At 41.0% G+C, this 22,487-nt stretch carries 23 protein-coding genes and 2 pseudogenes; 17 read left to right on the top strand and 8 right to left on the bottom strand.

Going from position 1 to position 22,487, the window contains the following annotated elements; all coding sequences use genetic code 11:
* The first annotated feature begins 3 nt into the window (after window positions 1-3).
* From CVS89_RS08540 to CVS89_RS08520, 5 genes are all read left to right on the top strand, one after another.
* Window positions 4-216, top strand: a complete 213-nt coding sequence (locus CVS89_RS08540; RefSeq protein WP_002939259.1) for a cytochrome c oxidase, cbb3-type, CcoQ subunit — start codon at window positions 4-6, stop codon at window positions 214-216.
* The gene (locus CVS89_RS08535) at window positions 204-1,067 is read left to right on the top strand and encodes a cbb3-type cytochrome c oxidase N-terminal domain-containing protein (protein ID WP_107847313.1); all 864 of its coding nucleotides are present in this window, start codon (window positions 204-206) and stop codon (window positions 1,065-1,067) included. The genes CVS89_RS08540 and CVS89_RS08535 overlap by 13 nt, the downstream gene beginning before the upstream one ends.
* Entirely contained in the window at window positions 1,067-1,279 is a 213-nt protein-coding gene (locus CVS89_RS08530; protein ID WP_021084770.1) for a DUF4006 family protein, read from the top strand. Before CVS89_RS08535 ends, CVS89_RS08530 begins: the two co-directional genes overlap by 1 nt.
* A 106-nt stretch (window positions 1,280-1,385) precedes the next feature.
* Complete coding sequence (locus CVS89_RS08525) at window positions 1,386-1,955, top strand: hypothetical protein (protein ID WP_107847315.1); 570 nt, start codon at window positions 1,386-1,388, stop codon at window positions 1,953-1,955.
* Window positions 1,948-2,418, top strand: coding sequence for a FixH family protein (locus tag CVS89_RS08520; RefSeq protein WP_107847317.1), 471 nt, complete (start codon window positions 1,948-1,950; stop codon window positions 2,416-2,418). Before CVS89_RS08525 ends, CVS89_RS08520 begins: the two co-directional genes overlap by 8 nt.
* A 69-nt stretch (window positions 2,419-2,487) precedes the next feature.
* On the opposite strand, the gene CVS89_RS10160 is transcribed toward CVS89_RS08520, so the two are convergent.
* Window positions 2,488-2,616: a hypothetical protein gene (locus CVS89_RS10160; protein WP_265094325.1), complete on the bottom strand. Its 129-nt coding sequence runs from the start codon at window positions 2,614-2,616 to the stop codon at window positions 2,488-2,490.
* Between the two features lie 105 nt (window positions 2,617-2,721).
* Window positions 2,722-3,882: a Na+/H+ antiporter NhaA gene (gene nhaA, locus CVS89_RS08515; protein WP_107847319.1), complete on the bottom strand. Its 1,161-nt coding sequence runs from the start codon at window positions 3,880-3,882 to the stop codon at window positions 2,722-2,724.
* A 187-nt stretch (window positions 3,883-4,069) separates the two neighbouring features.
* Between nhaA and proA the strand changes: the two are divergent.
* From proA to CVS89_RS08475, 8 genes and pseudogenes are all read left to right on the top strand, one after another.
* Window positions 4,070-4,429 (top strand): annotated as a pseudogene (proA, locus tag CVS89_RS08510) (glutamate-5-semialdehyde dehydrogenase); the annotation flags it as partial.
* Between the two features lie 230 nt (window positions 4,430-4,659).
* Window positions 4,660-7,005 (top strand): PD-(D/E)XK nuclease family protein, encoded by a 2,346-nt coding sequence (locus CVS89_RS08505; protein WP_107847322.1) that lies wholly within the window; start codon window positions 4,660-4,662, stop codon window positions 7,003-7,005.
* Entirely contained in the window at window positions 7,002-9,821 is a 2,820-nt protein-coding gene (locus CVS89_RS08500) for a RecB-like helicase (RefSeq protein ID WP_107847324.1), read from the top strand. Before CVS89_RS08505 ends, CVS89_RS08500 begins: the two co-directional genes overlap by 4 nt.
* Before the next feature lie 80 nt (window positions 9,822-9,901).
* Window positions 9,902-10,330, top strand: coding sequence for a 50S ribosomal protein L13 (rplM, locus tag CVS89_RS08495; protein WP_107847326.1), 429 nt, complete (start codon window positions 9,902-9,904; stop codon window positions 10,328-10,330).
* 2 nt (window positions 10,331-10,332) lie between these two features.
* The gene (rpsI, locus tag CVS89_RS08490; protein ID WP_002939337.1) at window positions 10,333-10,722 is read left to right on the top strand and encodes a 30S ribosomal protein S9; all 390 of its coding nucleotides are present in this window, start codon (window positions 10,333-10,335) and stop codon (window positions 10,720-10,722) included.
* A 154-nt stretch (window positions 10,723-10,876) separates the two neighbouring features.
* Complete coding sequence (locus CVS89_RS08485) at window positions 10,877-11,893, top strand: OmpA family protein (RefSeq protein ID WP_107847328.1); 1,017 nt, start codon at window positions 10,877-10,879, stop codon at window positions 11,891-11,893.
* A 72-nt stretch (window positions 11,894-11,965) separates the two neighbouring features.
* On the top strand, window positions 11,966-12,604 hold the full coding sequence (locus CVS89_RS08480) for an HAD family hydrolase (protein ID WP_107847329.1): 639 nt from the start codon (window positions 11,966-11,968) through the stop codon (window positions 12,602-12,604).
* Window positions 12,605-12,839: 235 nt separating this feature from the next.
* A pseudogene (locus tag CVS89_RS08475) lies at window positions 12,840-13,040 on the top strand (hypothetical protein); the annotation flags it as partial.
* A gap of 52 nt (window positions 13,041-13,092) precedes the next feature.
* Here the strand turns inward: CVS89_RS08475 and CVS89_RS08470 are convergent.
* Both CVS89_RS08470 and CVS89_RS08465 read right to left on the bottom strand, forming a co-directional pair.
* Window positions 13,093-14,232: an NAD(P)/FAD-dependent oxidoreductase gene (locus CVS89_RS08470; RefSeq protein ID WP_107847334.1), complete on the bottom strand. Its 1,140-nt coding sequence runs from the start codon at window positions 14,230-14,232 to the stop codon at window positions 13,093-13,095.
* Entirely contained in the window at window positions 14,229-15,530 is a 1,302-nt protein-coding gene (locus CVS89_RS08465; protein ID WP_107847336.1) for an MFS transporter, read from the bottom strand. The genes CVS89_RS08470 and CVS89_RS08465 overlap by 4 nt, the downstream gene beginning before the upstream one ends.
* Before the next feature lie 112 nt (window positions 15,531-15,642).
* Here CVS89_RS08465 and CVS89_RS08460 point away from each other — a divergent pair, with 112 nt between their 5' ends.
* On the top strand, window positions 15,643-16,284 hold the full coding sequence (locus tag CVS89_RS08460) for a non-canonical purine NTP pyrophosphatase (RefSeq protein ID WP_107847338.1): 642 nt from the start codon (window positions 15,643-15,645) through the stop codon (window positions 16,282-16,284).
* On the opposite strand, the gene CVS89_RS08455 is transcribed toward CVS89_RS08460, so the two are convergent.
* On the bottom strand, window positions 16,277-16,999 hold the full coding sequence (locus CVS89_RS08455; protein WP_103613653.1) for a tetratricopeptide repeat protein: 723 nt from the start codon (window positions 16,997-16,999) through the stop codon (window positions 16,277-16,279). The two genes, CVS89_RS08460 and CVS89_RS08455, sit on opposite strands and share 8 nt — an antisense overlap.
* Window positions 17,000-17,092: 93 nt before the next feature.
* On the opposite strand from CVS89_RS08455, the gene CVS89_RS08450 reads away from it, so the two are divergent.
* Window positions 17,093-18,304 carry a saccharopine dehydrogenase family protein gene (locus CVS89_RS08450; RefSeq protein WP_103613654.1) on the top strand — a complete coding sequence of 404 codons (1,212 nt, stop codon included), beginning with the start codon at window positions 17,093-17,095 and terminating at the stop codon, window positions 18,302-18,304.
* A 572-nt stretch (window positions 18,305-18,876) separates the two neighbouring features.
* On the top strand, window positions 18,877-20,043 hold the full coding sequence (locus tag CVS89_RS08445) for a multidrug effflux MFS transporter (protein WP_107847340.1): 1,167 nt from the start codon (window positions 18,877-18,879) through the stop codon (window positions 20,041-20,043).
* 31 nt (window positions 20,044-20,074) lie between these two features.
* Here the strand turns inward: CVS89_RS08445 and CVS89_RS08440 are convergent, their stop codons facing one another.
* Genes CVS89_RS08440 through CVS89_RS08430 form a run of 3 tightly spaced genes read right to left on the bottom strand, consistent with a single transcriptional unit; the run spans window position 20,075 to window position 21,211 of the window.
* Window positions 20,075-20,542, bottom strand: a complete 468-nt coding sequence (locus tag CVS89_RS08440; protein WP_103581807.1) for a molybdate transport repressor — start codon at window positions 20,540-20,542, stop codon at window positions 20,075-20,077.
* An 11-nt stretch (window positions 20,543-20,553) separates the two neighbouring features.
* Complete coding sequence (locus tag CVS89_RS08435; protein WP_009295363.1) at window positions 20,554-20,988, bottom strand: molybdopterin synthase catalytic subunit; 435 nt, start codon at window positions 20,986-20,988, stop codon at window positions 20,554-20,556.
* Between the two features lies 1 nt (window position 20,989).
* Entirely contained in the window at window positions 20,990-21,211 is a 222-nt protein-coding gene (locus CVS89_RS08430; protein WP_103581808.1) for a MoaD/ThiS family protein, read from the bottom strand.
* 84 nt (window positions 21,212-21,295) lie between these two features.
* On the opposite strand from CVS89_RS08430, the gene nspC reads away from it, so the two are divergent.
* The gene (gene nspC, locus CVS89_RS08425) at window positions 21,296-22,435 is read left to right on the top strand and encodes a carboxynorspermidine decarboxylase (protein ID WP_107847342.1); all 1,140 of its coding nucleotides are present in this window, start codon (window positions 21,296-21,298) and stop codon (window positions 22,433-22,435) included.
* Window positions 22,436-22,487: the final 52 nt, after the last annotated feature.

Genomic DNA, 22,487 nt, shown 5'->3' with positions numbered 1-22,487 from the left:
AAGATGGAGAACATTAGAGAGTTTCAAGCTTATGGCTATTTTTTCTTGACAGCATTTTTGGCGATCACTTTGTATGCTTATTTTTTTCATCTTTATAAGAGCGAAAAAACTGGTAGAAGAAACTATGAGAAATACTCAAAACTAGCGCTTAACGATGAGATCGGTGGCGAAATTTTAGAGCGTAAGGCTACAAAGGAGAGCGTATGCAATGGCTAAATTTAGAAGATAATGTAAATTTACTAGCTCTTATAGGAGCGGCTCTAATCATCGTGCTTACCATCGTTGTAGCTGGTAGGTATGTGGGGCAGATGAAGGTTAAAAAAGATGAGAGCGTTGAGCTTAGCGAGCACAACTGGGACGGCATAGGTGAGTACAAAAACCCTGTCCCACTTGGCTGGGCGGTTGTCTTTTTACTAGCGCTAGTTTGGGCGGTTTGGTACTATTTGCTGGGCTATCCGCTAAATTCTTACTCACAAATCGGCGAGTATAACAAAGAGGTTAAAGAGGCAAACGCCAAATTTGAAAAAGAGTATGCAAACCCAAGCAAAGAGACGCTTCACGCTATGGGCGAAAGCATCTATCTCGTGCAGTGCTCGGCATGTCACGGCATCACAGGCGATGGCATAGGTGGCAAGGCTGCAAATTTACAAATTTGGGGTAGCGAAAAAGGCATAGTTGAGACTATACTAAATGGCTCAAAAGGGCTTGATTACCCTATGGGTGAGATGCCAGCAGGCTTAGCTGACGCTGATAGCGCAAAGGCGATCGCAGCTTACGTGGCTAAAGAGATAAGCGCGATAAAAAGCACTAAAAATGAAAATTTAGTAGCCACTGGCAAAGAGCTTTATGCTACATGTGCGTCGTGCCACGGCGAAGATGGCAAGGGCATGGATGGTATGTCAGTTGATCTTAGCAAATATGGATCGGCTAGCTTTGTAGCTGACGTGCTAAATCGTGGCAAAAAAGGAGCGATCGGCACTATGCCTAAATTTAATGATGGCAGGCTAAATGAGATCCAGCAAAGCGCAGTTGGCGAGTACGTCATATCGCTATCAAAGGGCGAATAATGGAAAATAAAAATAGAAACATCTTTGCCTTAAACGGCATTAGCGGATTTTTAATAGCGGTGGTGCTTTTGCTCTCTATCCTAGCGGTGCTTACATACGTTGGCATCGGCTTGCAAAAAGAGGTCGCAACCAAACCTTACTCACTAAAAGATGCAGCTAGCATCGAGATGAAGAGCGTAGATAACGCTAAACACGTCATTGTAAAGGAGTAGCGATGCTAGGCATAATAGAAAAAGCCATTATCCTGCTAATAGTCGTCGCAGGCGCCATTTGTGCCTGGTCGGTACTTACGCCAAATCACCTATTTGTAGGTTAAATTTGAAGAAATTTGCACTCATTTTTATCATTTTGCTCTGGCAAAATTTGGCTTGGGGTGCAAATTTTGTTATCAATGATGATAGAATTTTAAGCCAAAAAGTGAGCCAAAAGCTAAATGAGATCGGCAGTGAGCTTTATCAAAAAAGTGGCATAAATTTAGTAGTTGGTCTATATAAAGATGGCGAGCTGGACACGCTTTTTAAGGAGCAAAATTTAAGCTCGCCTTTTGTATTTTTAGCACTCATAAAAGATAAGCAAAAGGTTGAAATTTTTAGCGATACAAACACTTCAAAGCTCTTTAACAAGGAGCAAATTCTAAGTGTAAATCCAGAATCAGGCACCATTATCCCCATTTTAGTCTCAAAAAACGGCAAAGATGTCTATAACGCCGCTATCTTAAACGGCTACGCTGATATAGCCGAGCAGATCGCTGAGAGCTTAAATTTAAAGCTAGAAAGCGGCATCGGTAGCTCAAACAAAACGACTTTAAATTTCTTGCGAATTTTCATCTACAGCTTGATCGCATTTTTCGTGCTCATCATCTTTTATAAAAAGGTAAAAAATGGCTAAAAAGAGCTTTTGGCCTTATGGCATCGTGCTTAGCATAGTCGCTATCATCTTGGCTTGTGCCGCAACCATCGTTGTTGCGATCAACAACCCAGTCGAGATGGATAGCGCTTATATGCAAAGTCATCAAAGCATCGATGAAAATATCACATCTATAAAAGAGAGCGAGGCAAGATTTGATGAGAAATTTGACCTTAAATTTGAGCCAGAATTTAAAGGTTTGCAGGGTAAGTTTAAATTTCTTCTAACGCCAAAAAATGGCGAAATTTCAAGCCTTGGCTATGAAATTTTACTAACTCGCCCACAAACAAACAAAGATAACAAAACATTAAGCGCCTCATGGCAAGAGAATGAGCTTGTAAGCGAGAGTGTTGGCCTAAAAGAGGGCAGGTGGCAGCTACTTTTAAGGCTAAGCGACAAGCAAGATACGAGATATTATAAATTTGATTTTAACGCTACAAAGTAAGTTAAATTTGCATCCAAAAGTTTTTAGCCAAGGTCAAAATCAAATTTAAATTTTTACTTTCTAGCCAGCTCAAACCTCTTTAAAGCCAAAATTTAAGCCCAAACGCTTGCTGGTTGTGACGTATTCTTTAAATTTATAGATGAGCGGTGACCAACTTTTAGTATCGATCTTTTCATCTTTTAACAAATTTTCATCCACAAAGATGCCAACTATCTTGCAAGTGACGATGCAAAACCACTCCTTTATCTCGCACTTTTCTACGATCGTTTCTATCTGTATCTTGCACTCTTTTATGCGCGCGCTTTAGTTTTTGGCGCTAAATTTAAGCAATATAAACCCCGCGGCACCCGAAACTACCGAACCTAGCAAGATAGCGAGCTTGTCGGTGTAGGCAAAGGCGTCCGTGTCGTTGTAGGCTAGGCCGTTAATGAAAAGGCTCATCGTAAATCCTACGCCGCAAAGTACTGCGATGCCGTAAAGCTGGATGAAATTTGACCCCTCTGGCAGCTTGGCTAGCTTAAATTTGATCGCCAAAAAGCTAAAAGAAAATACCCCGACTTGCTTGCCGATGAAAAGCCCCAGCGCCGTGCCTAGCGCGACCGGAGACAAAATCTCGTCCAGTCCGACGCCTCGCAGTGAGATGCCTGCGTTTACGAAGGCAAATATCGGCAGCACGCCAAACGCCACCCAGCCGTGCAGGTCGTGCTCGATGCTTTTTAGCATAGATTTGCCCGGCTCGTCTTTAAAGCTAAGCGGTATGAAAAAGGCCGCCACGACGCCGGCAAGCGTGGCGTGAACGCCAGATTTTAGCACCGCTACCCACATCACCGCGCTTACGATTAGATACGCCGCCTTGCTCTTTACGCCGAGTCTGTTTAGCGCAAAAAGTGCGGCTAGGCAAACGCTCGCGACCGCAAGCATTTGGGCGCTAAGCTCGCTCGTGTAAAATAGCGCGATAATCACGATCGCGCAAAGGTCGTCGACGATCGCTAGCGTCATGAGGAAAATTTTTAAACTAGTCGGTACGCGAGGCCCGAGTAGGCTCAAAATCCCCAGAGCAAACGCGATATCCGTCGCCGTCGGTATCGCCCAGCCGCCAAGCGCGAAGGAGTCGTGCTTCGTAAAAAGATAGAAGATAACCGCGGGCACTATCAGGCCGCCTGCCGCGCCGATCGCTGGTAGCGCGATTTGCGACGGATTTTTTAGCTCGCCCTCCAGCACCTCGCGCTTTAGCTCAAGTCCGATGAGAAAGAAAAATACCGCCATCAACCCGTCGTTCACCCACAAGATCAGGGGTTTGCTTAGTCCGTATTCGCCGAAGCTCATGGTAAATTTGGTATTTAAAAATTCGTTGTAAAAATCGCTCAAAAACGTATTTTGACACAGTAGCGCCGCGACCGTAGCGATCATCAGCAAAATCCCGCCGCTGGCTTCGTGTTTTAAAAACTCTTTTATTCCGCCCATTTTGCTTCCTTTTTATAAATTTTGGCGATTATAGCGTATTTTTACGCTCGCATAAAATTCGGGCGAATTTGACTATAATCAAGTCAAATTTAAAGGTAAATTTAGTAGACGCGTCGCTAAAATTTGCCATGCCACGCTTGCGGGAGCAGGACGCTTGCGCACGGTTTTTATAGATTAAGGAGCGAAAATGAATGAAATTTTAGATATATGCAAGCGTGCAAAGGCTGTTTGCGGCGAGCTTTTGAGACTTGATAGCAGGGCTAAATTTGAAATTTTAAACGCCGTGGCAGACGAGCTACTCGCGCAAAAAGAGGCTATAAAAGCGGCAAACGCCAAAGACCTTGCAAACGGCGAGAAATCGGGCCTTAGCTTGGCGTTGCTTGATCGTTTGCGACTAACGGATGCCCGCATCGAGGCTATGGCGAAGGGCGTGCGCGAGGTGGCGGGCTTTGCCGAGGTCGTAGGCGAAAATTTAGGCGGCTGGAGCCATCCAAACGGCATGCAAATCAGCCGCATTCGCGTGCCGCTGGGGGTGCTCGGTATCATCTCGCCCTTTTTGATCTTTTGTGGTGGCAAGCAAAACTGGAAAGCCGTAGTAAAAGCCAGATCTGTTTAACTCTTTATGCATTTTTGCTCCTTTTTGAAATTGTAGCCCCCAGCACTTTAAGGCTTAAATTTTTAATGAATTTAGAAAAATTTTTAAAGCTTAGCTTAAGTGAGAAAAAGCGCTCTTTTATCAGCTTTTGGCTATCATTTTTAAAAATTTAAGAGAGAAAAATGCGCAATCTAAATCAACTTTTCGTCTTTACAAACTCGCGTAAGATCAGGGAATTTAACGCTGGTTTTAATGACGAGCTAATCCCAAAAAGCCTAAGCATCGCAGAGTTTTATAAAAAAGCCGTTTTTGTAAATGGTCGCTTTGAGTGCGATAGCACCTACGCTTTAGTGCTTATGAACAGATCCTGTGCCAGCGTCAAAGAGGCAAACTCGGTGCTTAAAATCCCAACTGAGTTTTTTGAGTTTTTGAAAAACAACGACTATCTTTTTTCATTTTTTAAAGAGCTAGCTATCAGCAAAAAGAGCATTGCTGAGATAAAATTTAACGACATTTACGCTGATTTTGAGGAGCATTTAAGCATACTTGAAGCGGTTTTAAAAGAGTATGAGAGCTTGCTTGATAAAGAGGATCTTTATGATGATATAACCCTGCCAAAAATTTACTCGATAAATGAAGCTTACATAAGAAGTTTTAGTGAAATTTCACTGCACATTGATGGCATTTTAAGCGAGTTTGAGTGGGAAATTTTAGAAAAAATTTCAAAACTAACCACGCTAAAAATTATCTTTCAAACTAGCGTTTTTAACAAAAAACTAATCGATAAGATAAGGCAAATTTCAGCCATTAATGAGCTTGAAAACTATAAAAAATATGAGCTAAATTTAAACACAAACGAGCTAACTTGCTTAGAAAATATCACAAAATTTGAGCCAGTTTTAGTAAGAAATTTCGCTACAAGGAGCTTGCAGTGCGCTTACGCTATGGCAAAGGCGAGCGAGTTTGTGCGTGAGGGCATAAAGCCTGAAAATATCGCAGTCATATTGCCAGATGAGGGCTTTAGCGAGATTTTAAGGCTTCATGATAGCGCTAAAATTTTTAACTACGCTATGGGTGAGAGCTTTAAAAATACAAAATTTTATGAGGCGCTTTACTACATCACAAGAGCGATCAATGAAGAGGCAAGCCCAGTTTTTGATCAAAGCAGGTGTGAGAGCTACGAGGAGCTTGGCTTTATTTTAAGCGAATTTGGCGTGAGCGTGCAGCTTTTTGAGAAATTTAGGGCTGGCTATTTTGAGTTGTGTGAATTCGCTAAATTTAAAGAGCTAATAGATGAGCTTTTGGTGCTTGAAAATGAGCCAAGATGCGAAGAGAAGCTCGCACTTGAGCTTTTTAGGATGGAGAATTTATGCAGGTATTTTAGCTTTAGCTTAAAGCAGCTAAGTGAGATTTTCTTGCTAAATATCTTGCGCCTAAGCATCGACGACGTGGGCGGCGGAAAGATCAGCGTCATGGGCATTCTAGAGAGCCGCGGGATGAAATTTGATGGCGTCATCATAGTTGATTTTAACGACAACTTCATCCCAGCAAGAAGCGCAAACGAGATGTTTTTAAACTCAAAAGTGAGGCAAAAAGCGGGGCTTATAAGCTACGTTGAGCGTGAAAATTTGCAGAGATTTTACTACGAAAGTCTCATAAATAACGCCAAAAAAGTGGCGATAAGTTGCTGCGTAAATGAAGAGAGCATACCTTCAAGATTTTTAAAAAATTTCAAAACGATAAAAGATGAGAAATTTAGCGATGAGGCCTATTTAAAGCTATTTTTAAAAGGGGAGGCGAGTTTAAATTTAAGTGACGATGAGGTTATTTTAGAGCATGATTTCTTCGCAAATCCACTCTCGTTTTCGACGCTAAATTTATTTCTAACTTGCCCAAGAAAATACTACTACACAAAGATAGCCCACATAGATGCGCCAAAAGCTATTGCAAGCGAGCTTGGCACAAAGCAAGGAAACAGCGTTCATAGCGCACTTTTTGAATACTATACGAGTGAGTTTTATAAGCAAAATAACACCTTTGATCTAGCCGTTTTTAAAGAGATGCTAGCAAAGCAAAATCTTACGCCACTTGAGTTTGAAATTTGGACGCATAAATTTAAAGAGTATGAAATTTATGAAAACGAGCGTTTAAGGGCTGGTTTTAGGGTGCTTGAGTGTGAAAAAGAGATGCAAAGCGAGTTTTGCGGCGTGCAGATAAAGGGATTTATCGATAGGATCGATGCAGACGCAAACGGCGACGTACTCATACTTGATTATAAAACGGGCGAAGCAAATGTAAATTCGCTCCAGCTTGCCTTTTACGAAGCGCTTTACGGCGGAGAGGTGCGAAGTGCTTACTATGCCCTAAAAAACGAGCCTAGCTTACTATGCCCTAAAAAAAGCGTAGAGGATCTAAACGGCGAGATAGAAAAGCTAAAAGCCATAAACAAAACCAAGATAAATTTTGAAAGAAAGAGCGGTGCTTGCGCATTTTGCGAATACGTCACACTTTGTAGGAGAGAGTTATGAAAAATTTTTTAGCCCTAAAAGCAAGTGCTGGAAGCGGTAAGACCTTTGCGCTGAGCGTTCGCTACATCGCTTTGGTGCTTCGAGGCGAAAATATAAACGAGATCGTGGCTTTAACTTTTACAAAAAAGGCAGCAAACGAGATGAAAGAGCGCATAATCGCTACTTTTTTGGACTTGCAAAACAAAAAAGGCGAGCTTGAAGCGGTGTGCGCGGAGCTTGATATAAGCCAAGATGAGGCGATAAAAAGGCGAGATGAGCGCCTTGGCGTCTTTTTGCAAAGCGAGCTAAAAATTTATACATTTGATGCGTTTTTCTCTGGGATTTTGAAAAAATTTAGCCAAAATTTAGGCATTAGCCCTGATTACAGCGTGCAAGATAGCTTGCAAGATCTGGCGTGGAAAAAATTTGTAAAAGAGGCGAGCAAGGATAAAAAGCTTCTTAGTGAGCTAGCACTTATGATGATCATCTCAAGCCAAAAAGAGGCTAGCTTTTCGCAGACTTTGGCAAAATTTTATGAAAGCTTTGGCGGCGAGCTAAAAGATAGTGGCGCAAGCTATCCAGATGATAGCAAAGTAAGGGCGGCGCAAAGGGCGATAAATGAGTATATAGGCTTGCAAAATGGCGCTAGCGATGCGGCTAAAAAGACATTTGGCGAGCAGAATTTATTTGAGCTATTTAAGAGTAAGGTTTTTGCTAGAGAAAGCCTAGATTACCGCACTTTTAACAAAATTTATACCCCAGAGCTTGATAGGCTCTTTTTTGAGCTAAAAGAGGCAGCAAAAAACTACATTTTAGAGGTCGAAAAGTATAGGCTAAGTGGCTTTAGCAAGCTATTAAAACTTTATAAGGCGTCAAATTTAGAGCTAAACAAGGAGATAAATGCGCTAAGTTTTGCTGATATAAACAAGCTGGTTTTTAAGCTTTTGGTGCAAAATTTGGATAAAGAAGCGCTTTATTTTAGGCTCGATGGCAGGATAAATCACCTCTTAGTCGATGAGTTTCAAGATACAAACGTGATCCAGTATGAGATCATCTTGCCATTAATCGCTGAAATCGTCTCTGGATACGGCCAAAACGGGCTTGGAAGCTTCTTTTACGTGGGTGACACGAAGCAGAGCATCTATAAATTTAGGGGTGGCAAAAAGGAGCTTTTTGACAAGCTTGGAGATGATTTTACTCAGATAGATATAGAAAATTTGCCAAGCAACTACCGAAGTTTAAAGGCTTTGGTGAAATTTAATAACGCCGTTTTTGAAGAAATTTATCAAAGATATGGGCTTAGTTTTGAGCCACAAGAGCCGGCTAAAAAAGATGAGACGCTAAGCTACGAGGTAAGTGGCGAGTGTGCGTATTTTGAAGTAGAAAAAGATGACTACGGCTACTTGCGTGTGCTAAGCGATGAAGATATCGCAGGTGCGGTCGTTTCGCAAGCAAGTGAGCTTTTAAAAGCTGGCGTAAATGCAAGCGATATAACCGTGCTTTGCTGGAAAAATAGCGACATTAGCCTCATCTCAGAAGTGCTTAGTAGCGCAGGGATCAAAAGCGTCAATGAAGGCACTTTGGAGCTAAAAAGAACGCCGCTTGTCGCTGCAATCATCGAGTATGCGAAATTTTGCCTATTTAAAGAAGAAATTTATGAAAAAAATGTAAAAGCGCTAGTAAATGCAAATGTCAAAAAACTAAACATAAAGCCAGAAGTGAGCGCGACAAATAGCCTATTTTACCTAGCGAAAAATTTAGGCATAAGCATGGCAGACGTTGATATCTTGAGGCTTTTTGAGCTAAGCGTGGGGTATAAAAATTTAAGTGATTTTATATTTAACCTTGAAAACTTTAGCTCTAAAATCAGCCCAAAAAGTAGCGACGGCGTGAGAGTGATGACCGTGCATAAGTCAAAGGGGCTTGAGTTTGCTCACGTCATAGTTTGCGATATGATGGGTAAGGGCAGGGGCGATGACTCAAATTTCATAACCGAATATAGCGAAAAGGGCGAGTGGATCGTAAAGAGTAAAATTTCAGGTAGAGAAAATTTTGATAGCGACTATGCAAGCGTTTTAGAGCAGATGAAAGAGCTTGAAAAGCAAGAAAATATCAATAAAATTTACGTCGCATTCACAAGGGCAACAAAGTCGCTCATCATCATCAAACAAGCCGTCCCAAGCGGAAATAGCCCAAGCTTTTTTTCATTTTACACAAGAAGCGACAAGAGCGAAGCAAACGACTATCTTGATCTAAAAGAGTTTAGCTTTGGCAAAATTTTGCCTAGTAAAACTGAGAAAAAAGAGCTAAAAAAAGATGAAAAAATGCCTGAAATTTTAAAGATAGAGAGGCAAGAGGTAGAGGCGAAAGAGCAAAAGACGAGTGGGAAAAATTTAAGTGCGATATATTTTGGTCTGGCGTTTCACTATCTGCTTGAGATGAGCGAGAAATTTGATGAAATTTCACTAGAAAAAGCTAAAAATTTGATGCTAAATAAATTTCATAAATTTTTGTCGCTTGAGGCACTTGAAGATGCTTTTTTTAGGGCAAAAATGCTTATAAGAGAGCCAAAATTTATAGAGTGCATAAAAGGCAAAGAAATTTATAAAGAGCAGCCATTTAAAGTGAAAAATGAGCTAAAACAGATGGACCTTTTTTGTTTTAATGAGCGTGAAATTTGTGTGATTGATTATAAAACGACAGATAAAAATATAGAAGAGAACAAAAAACAGGTAAAAGAGTATAAAGATGCGCTCGCTAAATTTTATGAAAAACATAGTATAATCGCCGTTATTTTCTATGCACTTGAAGGCAAAATTTCATATATTGAAGTTTAAACGCTACTTAATTTAAGCTTTGTCAAAGCATTGTTTAAATACAATCACAACTCAAAAATTAACTTGGCAAAGGTAAGAAAATGACAAAAATAACAAAGCCAAACGAAGTTAAGCGAGACTGGATCGTAGTTGATGCAGCTGGTAAGCGCTTTGGTAGATTGCTAACTGAGGTAGCAACTATACTTCGTGGCAAAAACAAACCATGCTTCACGCCAAACGTAGATTGTGGCGACTATGTTATCATCATAAATGCTTCTAAAGTAGAATTTACTGGTAATAACAAAGCTGAAGATAAACTTTATCACAGACACTCAGGATATTTTGGCAGCGTAAAGAGCGAGAAATTTGGCGATTTGATAGCAAATAAGCCAGAAAAACTATTTAAATTAGCTGTTCGTGGCATGCTTCCAAATACAAAACTTGGAAGAGAGATGATAAAAAAACTAAAAGTTTATGCTGGCAGTGAGCATCCTCATACGGCACAAATAGCTAAAAAAGAAGGAAAATAATTATGGCAAAAGTTTATGCAACTGGTAAAAGAAAAACTGCCGTAGCAAAGGTTTGGATAAAGTCTGGAAGCGGTAAAATCGTAGTAAATGGTATGGATCTTAACACTTGGCTTGGCGGTCACGAGGCTATCAAGCTTAAAGTTATTCAACCACTTTTAGTAACAAAACAAGAGAGTTTAATAGATGTAGTAGCTACAACTTTAGGTGGCGGTTATTCAGCACAAGCTGAGGCTTTAAGGCACGGCATTTCACGTGCTTTAGCTGATATGGATGCTGATTTTAGAGCGGCACTTAAACCAAAAGGCTTACTAACTAGAGATTCTCGTGTTGTTGAACGTAAGAAATTTGGTAGAAGAAAGGCTAGAAGAAGCCCACAATTCTCTAAACGTTAATGGTTTTTTGCAAGTGCTTTTGCATTTGCAAAATTTAGGTTATGTAAATTTCAGATTTACATTATTAATTAAATTAGAATTTAGAGTTGGTTTATATTTTTTTAGTTAAAATGAAACCACTTTAAAATAAACCCTATTTGAAAGGAATTCTATTATGAAAAAGATTGCTTTAGCTATGGTTGCCGCAACAGCGGTTTTTGCGTCTAACGCAGCATACAACTATGAGATCACTCCAACTATCGGTGGTGTTCATCCAGAAGGAAATCTACGTGTAAAAGACCACAATTTTGTTGGTATTAGAGCGGCTAGAAACCTTGAAGATTTCTTCTTTGACCAAGTTGAACTTGGTGTTGATTACTCTCAAAAACTTAAAGAGAGAACAGGTAACGTTGTAAGAGAGGGTAGAGCTCTTAGATACCACGCTAACCTTGTAAAAAATATCGTTGACTTTGGACCAGTTAGCCTATATGGTTTAATCGGTGCTGGTTATGAAGATGTTCCAGCTATCTTTGTTAAAAATGAAGATGGTGGCTTTGGTCAATATGGTCTTGGTTTAAGATACCAAGTAACTGATAGATTTGCTCTTAAAGCAGAGGCAAGAGACGCTATCAAATTTGAGCATGCTGATCACAACCTATTCTATTCACTAGGCTTTGGCATCGGTCTTGATTCAAAAGCAGCTCCAGTTGTAGCAGCAGCTCCAGCAGCAGCTCCAGCAGCAGCTCCAGCTCCAGTTCTTGATGATGACAATGATGGCGTGCCAAATGATATCGATCAATGCCCTAACACTCCAGCTGGTGTAGTTGTTGACGAAAGAGGATGCGAGAAAGTTATCGTTCTTAGAGACCTAGATGTTAACTTCGCATTTGATAGCTACAAAGTTGGACCAAAATATGCAGCTGAGATCAAAAAAGTAGCTGACTTTATGGGCGAACACCCAGATTATAAAGTTGTACTTGCTGGTCACACTGATAGCATAGGTACAGAAGCTTATAACCAAAAACTATCTGAAAAAAGAGCAAAAGCAGTGGCTGAGGTTCTTGCTGGTTACGGCGTAGAAAAAGCTAAAATTTCTACAGTTGGTTACGGCGAACTTAAACCAATCGCTACAAACAAAACTAAAGAAGGTCGCGCTCAAAACAGACGTGTTGAAGCTACTTTCAATAAATAATTTTATTATTTAAAATTACTTCTTTAGGGCTTGGCTTCGGCTGAGCCCTTTTTTATTTCTGCGGAGATTATCATGAAAAAAACTATACTTTTTGACTTAGATGGCACACTTATAGACTCTACTTCTGCTATTTTAAAAGGCTTTGATACGGCTTTTTTAGCTCACGGCAAGAAAGAACCTGATCATGATGCATTAAAATCTCTAGTAGGATATCCGCTTGAAATAATGTTTGAAAAACTCGGTGCCAAGAATAATTTAATAGGTGAATATGTAAAAGAGTATAAAGCTTGCTACGAGAAGATCTATTTAGATGAGACTGTGCTTTTACCGCATGCTATGGATGCTCTAAAAGAAGCTAGCACGTTTGCTGATGTTGGTGTTGTTACGACAAAGACATCAAAATTTTCTATCATTTTACTTGAGTATTTAGGTGTTATGAAATTTATAAAAACGGTTGTCGGACGAGATGATGTAGTAAATCCAAAACCAGATCCAGAACCTATAAATTTAGCTTTAAAGAGACTAGAAAAAGAAAAAGACAATGCGTTTATGGTTGGCGATACCATCATGGATCTAAAGGCTGCTAAAGCTGCTCTTATAACGGGCGTTGGCCTTACATGTGGATATGGCAAAGAGTCCGATTTAAGGCAGTTTAGCGAACATATATTTGCAAACCCACATGAGGCTGTCAGCTTTATCAAAGAAGCATAATAGTGAAAGTTTATTAAAGCTCCTGAGTCTGATACTACTTTAAATGCAATGTTATTCATAAAAATTTTTGATTTTAACTTTCTGCAAAATACTTCGTTCAGATACAAAAAATTTTATAATTTTATGTCAAAAATACCTGCTACTATTTTATCAATCTAGATAATTCTTGCTTTTAATAAATATGCATTTATTAGTTAGAGATTTTGAGATTTTGTTGGTATCGAAAAAAGATCTCATAGCACTTGTTATAAATACAAGCGATACTAAATCAAGCGTAGATGATGGCAAAAAGATCCGCCAAAATGTGCTTAGATTTAAGATCCCTTACTTCACAACTATCCGTGCAGCACTCGCAGCTGCTAAGTCACTAAGCACAGTTCAAACTGGCAAAGCACTTGAAGTAAAAAGCTTACAAGAGTATCTAAACCAGAGGTAGTAAATTTAGTGGCAGTTTTTGCTGCCACTAGCTAAATTTCACTTCTATTTGATTAGTTATTTTTTAAAGCGCTAGCTACCTTTAAAGCGCTTGCAAATGCAAAATGCAGGTTGTATCCGCCAAGCATGCCAGTGATATCTAAAGCTTCTCCTATAAAATAAAGCCCTTTTACGCTTTTGCACTCTAAATTTTCATCTAAAAACTCTGTTTTTACGCCACCTTTTGTAACTTCAGCCCTTTCAAAGCCAAATGTCCCAGCTGGAGCAAATTCGTAAGCAAAAAGCCTTTTTATGATACTTTTTTCATCATCACTAAATTCATAAAATGCCCTATTTTTTAAACCAAAATTTCTTAAAAACTCCAGCACAAATCTCTTTGGTAATGGCAAAACTGAACTAAGTTGCTTTTTACCATTTACTAAATTTATCTCACTAAATTTAGGCAAAAAATTTATACAAATTCGACCCTTTTGCCAAAAGAGTGAGGCATTTAGTATCGCTGGACCACTTATTCCTCTATGCGTAAAAAGCAGATCACCACTAAATTTATGGCTCTCGTTTTTGGTATTTATCACTACATCTGCACTTAGACTAACACCGCTAAGCTCTTTAAACCAAAACTCATCTTTTTGCACGCTAAAGCCAACAAGAGCAGGGGCAGGCATTGAGAGCTCAAGGCCAAATTCGCTAGCTATCTTATAGCCAACATCACTTGCGCCAAGGGCTTTGTAGCTTAGTCCGCCACTTGCGATGACTAAATTTTTGGTTCTAAATTTCTCATCTCTCGTTGAAATTTCAAAAATTTCATCTACTTTTTTGGCGCCGACAACCTCTTTGTTATAAAAAATATCTGCATTTTGCCTTTTTAAAAGCAGGCTCAAAACGCTCTTTGCACCGCTATCACAGAAAAATTGATTTTGCTTTTGCTCGCTAAATTTAAGCTCACTAAAAAATCTCAAAACCTGATCTGGACTTAGCACTTTTAAAATTTGCTCTATAAATTTTTGCTCGCCAAGGTAGTTTTTGGCGCTTATAAAGCGGTTTGTGATGTTGCACCTGCCGCCGCCGCTTGCTAAGATCTTTTTGCCAGCGCTGCTGTTTTTCTCTAAAATGGCAACCTTTTTGCCCTTTAAATTTGCCCCTAAAAAGAGCCCGCTAGCGCCAGCACCAACGATGATGACGTCGTAGATCAAAACTTCAAGCTCTCTTTTAAAGCCGCCTCGCTTGTTAGGCGAGAGTCAAATTTTATCACTTGATTTTTCTCATTTTTGTAATAATCCACCACGCCTTTTTGGCTATTTAGTAGCTCTAAATTTAAGCTCGCTTCTGGGCTTAGGTAGATATTTTTAAAAATTCTTGGGTCATTTAGGCTAAATAGCAAAACAAGCCAGATCACGCAAAGCACCACGCAGACGATGGCAAGCACTTTAAAACTAAAAGCGTGCATGATGTATCCGCCAAACGCGCCCCCAACGAAGCTGCCAAAGTAGCCAAATGAGTTAAAGATGCCAAGAGCGGTGCCTTTTTGTGAGGATTTTACAAATTTGGTCGCGGTTGATTGCATGATGGGCTCGTGAAGGTTGAAACCTATAAAAAATATCGCGATGCCAACCACAAATATAAATTTCGTAAAGCTAAGGGCAAAAATGGCGTAGGTTAGGGCAAAAAGCAGCGTGCCAGCTATCAAGATGACCTTGCTAAGCCCCTTGCCATCGCCTAAAGCGCCAGCTAGCCCCATAGCCAAAAAGCCAAGCACAGCGCCAAGCGTATAGACCTTGTAAAGCTCGCTGCTCTCATAGCCATACTCTCTTACCAAAACGATCGGGATAACCAAAAATGCGATGCTTGTGAGCATCTTTTGCATGAAAGAGGTGAAATTTATGATCATGTAGTCTTTTTGTAAAAATAGCTTGCCAAATGGCACCTTCTCGGCCTTTGCGCTCACTTTTATCTCTTTTGGCACGACGGTGTAGAGTAGCACGACGCAAAGCAAGCTAAGTGTGGCGCTTAGATAAAAGAGGCTTGAAAGCCCGTAGTCCTTGGCAAGAAGCGGTCCAAGCACCATCGAAAGCGTGAAGCTAAGCCCTATAAAAGCGCCCATTATCGCCATGGCTTTTGAGCGATTTTCTTCAGCCACAAAGTCGCTTATCATCGCTGTTGCCACGGCTCCTACAGCCCCCACACCTTGTAAAAACCTGCCAAAAAGCATCGTGTAAATTTCACTTGCCAGCGCGCAGACGATAGAGCCAGCCACAAATATCAAAAGACCGATAGTTAGCGCTTTTTTGCGGCCGATCTTATCTGAGAGAGCGCCAAAAGGCACTTGAAACATCATCTGTGAGATCGCATAGACGCCTACTATTAGCCCCACTAAAAACTCATTTGCTCCGCTTAAATTTAGCGCATAGAGGCTAAGAACTGGTAGGACTATGAAAAGCCCAAAAAATCTGCTAGCTACGATAAAAGATAGTGGCAAAACGCTTTTTAACATAAATTTTCCCTTATTTTTAAAAGGACTAAGTTTATCATTTTAACACTAATTTAAATTTAAAAATTTAATCTACTTTTTTGTAAAATACTCCCAAAAATCAAGGAGTTTTGCGATGAAAATCGTGCTTGCGACATCAAATTTAGACAAAGTAAAAGAGATAAAAGAGTTTTTAAAAGGCTATGAAATTTACGCTTTAAGCGAGGTTGTAAAGCCATTTGAGATCGTTGAAGATGGCAGCACTTTTCAAGCAAATGCACTCATAAAGTCAAAAGCAGTTTTTGCAAAGCTCAAAGAGCAGGGACTTGATAGCGAGTTTATCGCGCTTAGTGATGATAGCGGCATCAGCGTGGATGCACTTGGTGGTGAGCCAGGGATCTACTCAGCGCGCTACTTTGACCTTGATGAAAATGGCAAAGTGTGCGGCAAAAACGCAAATGACGCAAACAACAGAGCAAAGCTAATTAGCAAGCTAAAGGCGCTAAATTTACAAAGCTCACCAGCTCATTACACCGCTTGTATCGCCATTAGCTCAAAATTTGGCGACTACACGACGCATGGCTTTATGTATGGTGAGGCGATAGATGAGGAACGCGGCGTAAACGGTTTTGGCTACGATGCACTCTTTATCCCAGATGGCTTTACAAAGACGCTTGGCGAGCTAGATAACGAGACAAAGCTTAAAATTTCTCACCGCTCAAAGGGGCTTGAACTTGCAAATTTCGTGCTAAAAAGTCTAAAGAAAAACTTTAGTTAAGCTCCTTTAGCCCCTTGCTGGCTCGCTCCAAAAGATCCAGTGCGCGAGGGTTTTGCTCTTTGCCTTTTAAAATTTCAAGTACTTCTTTGTAGTTTTTGGCAGCTTCGTTCTTTTGGCCAAGCTTTGCTAGGTCGTTAGCAAGCTCTACTAAAAGCTCCGAGCGGACGAGCTCGTTGTTACTTAACTCTGGCGTGATATCAAGTAAATTTAACGCTAAAAGGTGGTTTTCATGGGCTTTGTCAAAGTCATTTTTCATGTAGTAGGTGCCTGCGATGCCTTTTATACAGACGAGTTCGTCGTGCATCGGAGTATTTGGCGCATCGTCATAAATTTTTAGAGCTTCTTGAAAATTAGCAAGTGCTTCGTCATATCTGCCTAGCGCCTTTTGAGCCGCACCCAAGCTATGATAAGAGCGCGCTAGCAGTAGTTTGTCGCTCCCATTTGCCGCAAGCTCTAGGGCTTTTTGCGAGAGCCCTAGTGCCTTTTGAGGCTCTTTATTTACCATACGCATGCTAGCGCCATTTATGAGTGAAGTGATCGCCTGATCGGTGTTGCCAGCCTTTAGGCATGCCTGGGTCGCTTGTTCGGCTAAATTTATAGCGCGAGCTAAATTTCTATCACTTTTATAAAACTCATTTACGCTCTCTTGCACCAGCTCGTCGCAGCTACTTGCAAAGAGGCAAATAGGCGCTAAAAATGGCAAAATTTTCTTCATCTTTTTACCTTTAAAATTTGGCTCATTTTACCTTTTGAAGCTAGAAATTTATATTAACTTTGCTAAAATCACTAAAATTTTAAGGAGCCAAAAATGTCAAATATCTTAATCATCGGAGCAGGTGGCGTTAGCCAAGTCGCAACCGTAAAATGTGCGATGAACTCGGACGTTTTTACAAATATCACCCTAGCAAGCCGCACAAAAAGCAAGTGCGACGCGATCGCTAAATTTATAAAAGATCGCCTTGGCGTGCAGATAAAGACCGCGCAAATCGACGCTGACGACACAGCAGCTGTGGTGGAGCTCATCAAACAAACAAAGGCTGATCTGCTACTAAACGTCGCGCTGCCGTATCAAGACCTAACCCTTATGGACGCTTGCGTAAAGGCTGGCATACCTTACATCGACACCGCAAACTACGAGCACCCAGACACCGCAAAATTTGAGTATAAGCTTCAGTGGGCGAAAGATGATGACTTCAAAAACGCTGGCACCATGGCGCTTCTTGGCTCTGGCTTTGACCCAGGCGTGACAAACGTATTTTGCGCCTATGCACAGCAAAATTTATTTGATGAGATCCACGAGATCGACATCCTAGACTGCAACGCTGGCGATCACGGATATCCATTTGCGACAAATTTCAACCCAGAGATAAATTTACGTGAAGTTAACGCAAATGGCCGCTACTGGGAGGCTGGCAAATGGATCGAGACAAAGCCGATGGAGATCATGTTTAAGTGGGACTACCCAAAAGTTGGCGTCAAAGATAGCTATCTACTCTATCACGAGGAGCTAGAAAGCTTAGTAAAAAACATCAAAGGACTAAAGAGAATTCGCTTTTTCATGACCTTTGGACAAAGCTACCTAACTCACATGAAGTGCCTAGAAAACGTCGGCATGCTACGCATCGACGAGGTCGAGCATAACGGCATGAAAATCGTGCCGATCCAGTTTTTAAAGACCCTGCTGCCTGATCCTGCAAGCCTTGGCCCACGCACAAAAGGTAAAACAAACATCGGCTGCGTGATACGTGGTCTAAAAGATGGCAAAGAGCGCCAAGTCTATATCTACAACGTCTGCGACCACGAGGCTTGCTACGCCGAGACAGGCGCGCAGGCTGTTAGCTACACCACAGGCGTGCCAGCGATGATAGGCTCGATGATGGTCGCAAAGGGCATCTGGAGCGGCAAAGGCGTCTTTAACATGGAAAATTTCGACGCAAAACCTTTCATGGACGAGCTAAATAAGCAGGGGTTGCCGTGGGAGGTAATCGAAATGAAGCCAGGAGAGAGATACGAAGTTTAAAATTTAGACTTATTAGGCTTGTCTTTTTCTACTTATACTTCGTTGGTTTTAAATTTTGCTCGGTCATTACCCACTCGGTAACTCCCATCACAAAATTTAAAACCGCCTCGTCTAAGTGAAAAAATACCTCGCCTAAATTTGTTAAATTTAACCCTTAGACGGATCATCTTTGCTTTGTGCTTACTCGTAACCGCAAGTAGAAGTTTAGTCTTAGGATAAAAATTCCTTCGCTTCTGCTAGCAGTTGCGACCTTTGGGGATGCAAAGCCCAAAATCCATCTCACGATACTTCGTCAGAGTTCTATTAAATTTTATTTTGCTCGGTCATTACCAGATTGGCAGCTCTTGCCTCAAAATTTAAAACCATCTCGTCTAGATAAAAGTCACTTTGCCTAATTTTTGCCTTTAAATTTAAACCTCTTCGCCAAACAAAAACTTGATAAATTTACCTCACTCCATCAAAGCAAATTTTCTAAATTTACGTCCAAAGCTAGTTTTGGGCGCTTGTTGCTGTAAATTTATAAATTTATGCTATATCTACGAAATCTTAATCGCAGCTAAAAAGGGGGAATCTTGCAATCAACAAAAACATCTATTTGGTTTTTAGTCATCCTAAGCGGTTTAATGGCCTGCACCTCGCTATCAACGGACGTCTATCTGCCTGCCATGCCTACGATGGAGCGACAGCTTCATGGCGATGCGGAGCTAACGATCACTGGCTTTTTGATCGGTTTTGCTATCGCACAGCTCATTTGGGGACCCATTAGCGACAGGATAGGGCGAAAACTCCCGCTATTTATCGGTATGGCGTTCTTTGTCGTTGGCTCCATCGGATGTGCCATGTCACAAAGCATGAGCGAAGTGATAATCTGGCGTATCTTTCAAGCCACAGGCGCGTGCGTGGGACCTATGCTTAGCCGTGCGATGATCAGCGATGTTTTTGAAAATAGCGAAGCTGCAAAGATGCTTTCAAACTTAGTCATCATCATGGCTGCAGCTCCTATCATAGGACCGCTGCTTGGTGGCGCATTACTAGAGATTGGCACTTGGCACTGGATATTTTGGCTAATGGCAGCTGCAAGTGCTTTTTTGTTTATCCTTATCTTCTTCTTGCCAGAGACGTTGCCACAGCAGAAGCGCTCAAAAGAGCCGATGATAAACTCGTTTAAGAGCTATTTTGTGCTTATAAAAGATGCCAAATTTATGAAATACACTCTAAGCGTGACCTTCTTTTACATCGCAGCATACGCCTTTATCACGGGATCGTCGTTTGTTTATATAGATTATTTTGGCATACCGAGCAAGTACTATGGATTTTTGTTTGGCGTAAATATACTTGGTGTGGCGGCGCTGAGTTTTTTAAACAAAAGCTTGGTCAATAAATTTAGCCTAAATTCGCTTCTTATCACCTCAAGCACAGTCGCTTTTGTCGCTGCGGCTTTGCTTTTAGCGCTTACATTTTTTGGTATCGCCGGAGTTTGGGGCGTTATCATACCTATGTTTTTCGTCTTTAGTATGAACGGTATCATCGCCTCTTGTTCAAACGCAGCCGCTCTTAATCAAGTACCTCAAGAGATGAAAGGCAGAGCAAATGCTCTCATTGGCTCACTGCAATATGGAAGCGGTATCGTCTCATCAGCCATGCTAGCACTCTTTACGACCACGACGCCACTTATCATGTCAGCCATCATCTTTGTCTTTGTATTTTTGTGCTGGCTTGCTGCCTATCTAAACAAATAGGTTTGCAAAATTAAAATTTAAAGATGGATTTTTACGCCCTATCTTTAAATTTAGTCAGCCTATCTCTAAGCTCTTTTGAAAGTGTAAATTGTGAAAGCTCATATCTGTCAAAAATGACGATCATATCATCACCAAGCGCCTGCACTAAGCCAAAACACGCATCTCTATCAAGGCGATTTTTTCTAAATTTAACACTTAGCGCATCGACTTTTTTCTTATCGCCAAAACTCTTAATGGCGATCTCATCGATATCTTTGAAGAAAAATTTGATATTTTTTGAGCCTTTTTTTATGACAAATCCATCATCATCTATCTCAAAAAAGTTGTTTTGCAAGATCTTTCTCACGCAAAAAAAGGTTGAAATGGCACCAACGATGACACCAAAAAGAGATGGCGTACCAAGATCTAGGTAAAAATATCCAACGATACTAAAGGCAAAGAGCCCAAGCCCAAAGGCTAGCGCCCAAAAAACATCTTTTTTACTCTCTTTGGTTATCATTTTTGTCCTTTTTATGCCAAAAGTCCGGCGCCATTTATCGCTTGGCTGCGCTCTTTAGCGTAAATTCTCTCGCCATTTATCACGTCATATTTCCAGATAGGTGCATTTGCCTTAAAGTCCTCGACAAACTCGTTTATAAGCCTTAGTGCGACCTTTCTTTGAGGGCTTACTACACCTGCTACATAAGAGCTCGTATGCACTGGCACATCGCCTTTTGAGTGAGCAAAGAGCACGTAGGCATTTTCTTTTTTGGCTCGCTCCTGCCAAGCATCTAGCCATTTTTTAAGGATCGGCTCATAGATATCAAAGCTAAGCGCCGAAATACCGCCCTCTTCTCTTACTATGCCCACAAAAGTGATGAGCGCGCCGCAGTTTTTATCTTTAAATTTATCATACCACTCGTTTGTGATGCTTTGAACGTCCAAGCTTCCATTATAAATTTGCATCTTAGCCTCCACAAACTGGCGGTAAAATAGAAATTTTATCGTCCGTTTTTAGAGCGAAATTTATATCGCTTACGATCTCGTCATTTACAGCCACAGCGCAGATATTTAGCCACTTTTTAAGCTCTTCTTTCTCGCTTAAGGCCGCTTTTACCTCGCCTAAATTTTTTGCTTCTACTTTTATACTCTCAAGCCCGATAGGCCCAAGAAATTCGATCTCTATCACATTTTATCCTTTGAAATTTTTGCTGATTTTACTTAAAAATAAATTTAGATATACTTATTTGAAAATTTACAAAAGAGATAGAAGATGAACGAAATTTTAAAAAGCATAAAAACCCCAGCCTACGTCTGCGAAGAGGCAAAAGTACGTAAAAATTTAGAGCTTTTAAAGTATGTAAAAGAGCAAAGCGGAGCTAAAATTTTAGTAGCGCTCAAAGGTTTTGCATTTAGCGGAGTGATGGACTTGGTGGGCTCATACCTTGACGGAGCTACTTGCAGTGGGCTTCATGAGGCCAAATTTGCGAGCGAATACGTAAAAGGCGAGATCCACACGTATAGCCCAGCCTTTAAAGATGAGGACTTTGATGAAATTTTAAAAATTTCAAAGCACATCACATTTAACTCTTTTGCTCAGTGGCAAAAATTTAAAGGCATTGCCCTACAAAACGGCATCATCTGCGGACTGCGCGTAAATCCAGAGGTTTCGCTCGCGCCAACTGATAGCTACAACCCATGCGCTAAATTTAGCAGGCTTGGCATCACGAGAGCAAATTTTAAGCCAGAGCTTCTTGATGGCATCACGGGGCTTCATTTTCACGCGCTTTGCGAGGAGAGTGCGAGCAGCTTGCAAGTCGTGCTGGAGGCATTTGAGGAGAAATTTGGCGAGTTTATACCAAAGATGAAGTGGATAAATATGGGCGGCGGTCACCACATCACGAGGGCTGATTACGACGTGGAGCTACTTATAAAGATAATTAGGCGCTTTCGCGAAAAATACGGCGTAGAGGTCTATCTTGAGCCTGGCGAAGCGGTGGGCTGGCAGACTGGCTTTTTGATAAGCAGCGTGCTTGACATCGTGCACAACGAGAAAGATATCGCCATCCTTGACACCTCAGCTGAGGCGCACATGCCAGATACCGTGCTCATGCCTTACCGCCCAGCCGTTAGAGGCGAGAGTGAAAACGGCAAATTTGCTTATAGATTTGGTGGCAATACCTGCCTAGCTGGCGATATAGTGGGACTTGAAGCGGGCGATGCGGAGTATAAATTTGATAGCGAGCTAAAAATCGGCGACCGCGTCATCTTTGAAGATCAAATTCACTACACCATCGTGAAAAATACGACGTTTAACGGCATAAAACTGCCTGATCTTCTGCTTTTAAAAGAAAATGGCGAAATAAAGATGATCCGTGAATTTGGATACGAAGAGTATAGGCACAGAAACTAGGCTGATTTTTTGAAGGTAAATTTGGCTTTTTAAATTTAGGTCAAATTTATCT

The organism is Campylobacter concisus (assembly GCF_003048615.2).
Taxonomy (GTDB): Bacteria; Campylobacterota; Campylobacteria; order Campylobacterales; family Campylobacteraceae; genus Campylobacter_A; species Campylobacter_A concisus_C.
Note: the sequence above shows the minus strand (reverse complement) of the source record. Positions and strands in the feature narration are given on the sequence as shown.

What these genes read in the sequence shown, in the direction of transcription:
- CVS89_RS08540 (WP_002939259.1), top strand. Translation starts at nt 4, where the DNA reads ATGGAGAACATTAGAGAGTTTCAAGCTTATGGCTATTTTTTCTTGACA.
- CVS89_RS08535 (WP_107847313.1), top strand. Translation starts at nt 204, where the DNA reads ATGCAATGGCTAAATTTAGAAGATAATGTAAATTTACTAGCTCTTATA.
- CVS89_RS08530 (WP_021084770.1), top strand. Translation starts at nt 1,067, where the DNA reads ATGGAAAATAAAAATAGAAACATCTTTGCCTTAAACGGCATTAGCGGA.
- CVS89_RS08520 (WP_107847317.1), top strand. Translation starts at nt 1,948, where the DNA reads ATGGCTAAAAAGAGCTTTTGGCCTTATGGCATCGTGCTTAGCATAGTC.
- nhaA (WP_107847319.1), bottom strand. Translation starts at nt 3,882, where the DNA reads ATGGGCGGAATAAAAGAGTTTTTAAAACACGAAGCCAGCGGCGGGATT.
- CVS89_RS08505 (WP_107847322.1), top strand. Translation starts at nt 4,660, where the DNA reads ATGCGCAATCTAAATCAACTTTTCGTCTTTACAAACTCGCGTAAGATC.
- CVS89_RS08500 (WP_107847324.1), top strand. Translation starts at nt 7,002, where the DNA reads ATGAAAAATTTTTTAGCCCTAAAAGCAAGTGCTGGAAGCGGTAAGACC.
- rplM (WP_107847326.1), top strand. Translation starts at nt 9,902, where the DNA reads ATGACAAAAATAACAAAGCCAAACGAAGTTAAGCGAGACTGGATCGTA.
- rpsI (WP_002939337.1), top strand. Translation starts at nt 10,333, where the DNA reads ATGGCAAAAGTTTATGCAACTGGTAAAAGAAAAACTGCCGTAGCAAAG.
- CVS89_RS08485 (WP_107847328.1), top strand. Translation starts at nt 10,877, where the DNA reads ATGAAAAAGATTGCTTTAGCTATGGTTGCCGCAACAGCGGTTTTTGCG.
- CVS89_RS08480 (WP_107847329.1), top strand. Translation starts at nt 11,966, where the DNA reads ATGAAAAAAACTATACTTTTTGACTTAGATGGCACACTTATAGACTCT.
- CVS89_RS08465 (WP_107847336.1), bottom strand. Translation starts at nt 15,530, where the DNA reads ATGTTAAAAAGCGTTTTGCCACTATCTTTTATCGTAGCTAGCAGATTT.
- CVS89_RS08460 (WP_107847338.1), top strand. Translation starts at nt 15,643, where the DNA reads ATGAAAATCGTGCTTGCGACATCAAATTTAGACAAAGTAAAAGAGATA.
- CVS89_RS08455 (WP_103613653.1), bottom strand. Translation starts at nt 16,999, where the DNA reads ATGAAGAAAATTTTGCCATTTTTAGCGCCTATTTGCCTCTTTGCAAGT.
- CVS89_RS08450 (WP_103613654.1), top strand. Translation starts at nt 17,093, where the DNA reads ATGTCAAATATCTTAATCATCGGAGCAGGTGGCGTTAGCCAAGTCGCA.
- CVS89_RS08440 (WP_103581807.1), bottom strand. Translation starts at nt 20,542, where the DNA reads ATGATAACCAAAGAGAGTAAAAAAGATGTTTTTTGGGCGCTAGCCTTT.
- CVS89_RS08435 (WP_009295363.1), bottom strand. Translation starts at nt 20,988, where the DNA reads ATGCAAATTTATAATGGAAGCTTGGACGTTCAAAGCATCACAAACGAG.
- nspC (WP_107847342.1), top strand. Translation starts at nt 21,296, where the DNA reads ATGAACGAAATTTTAAAAAGCATAAAAACCCCAGCCTACGTCTGCGAA.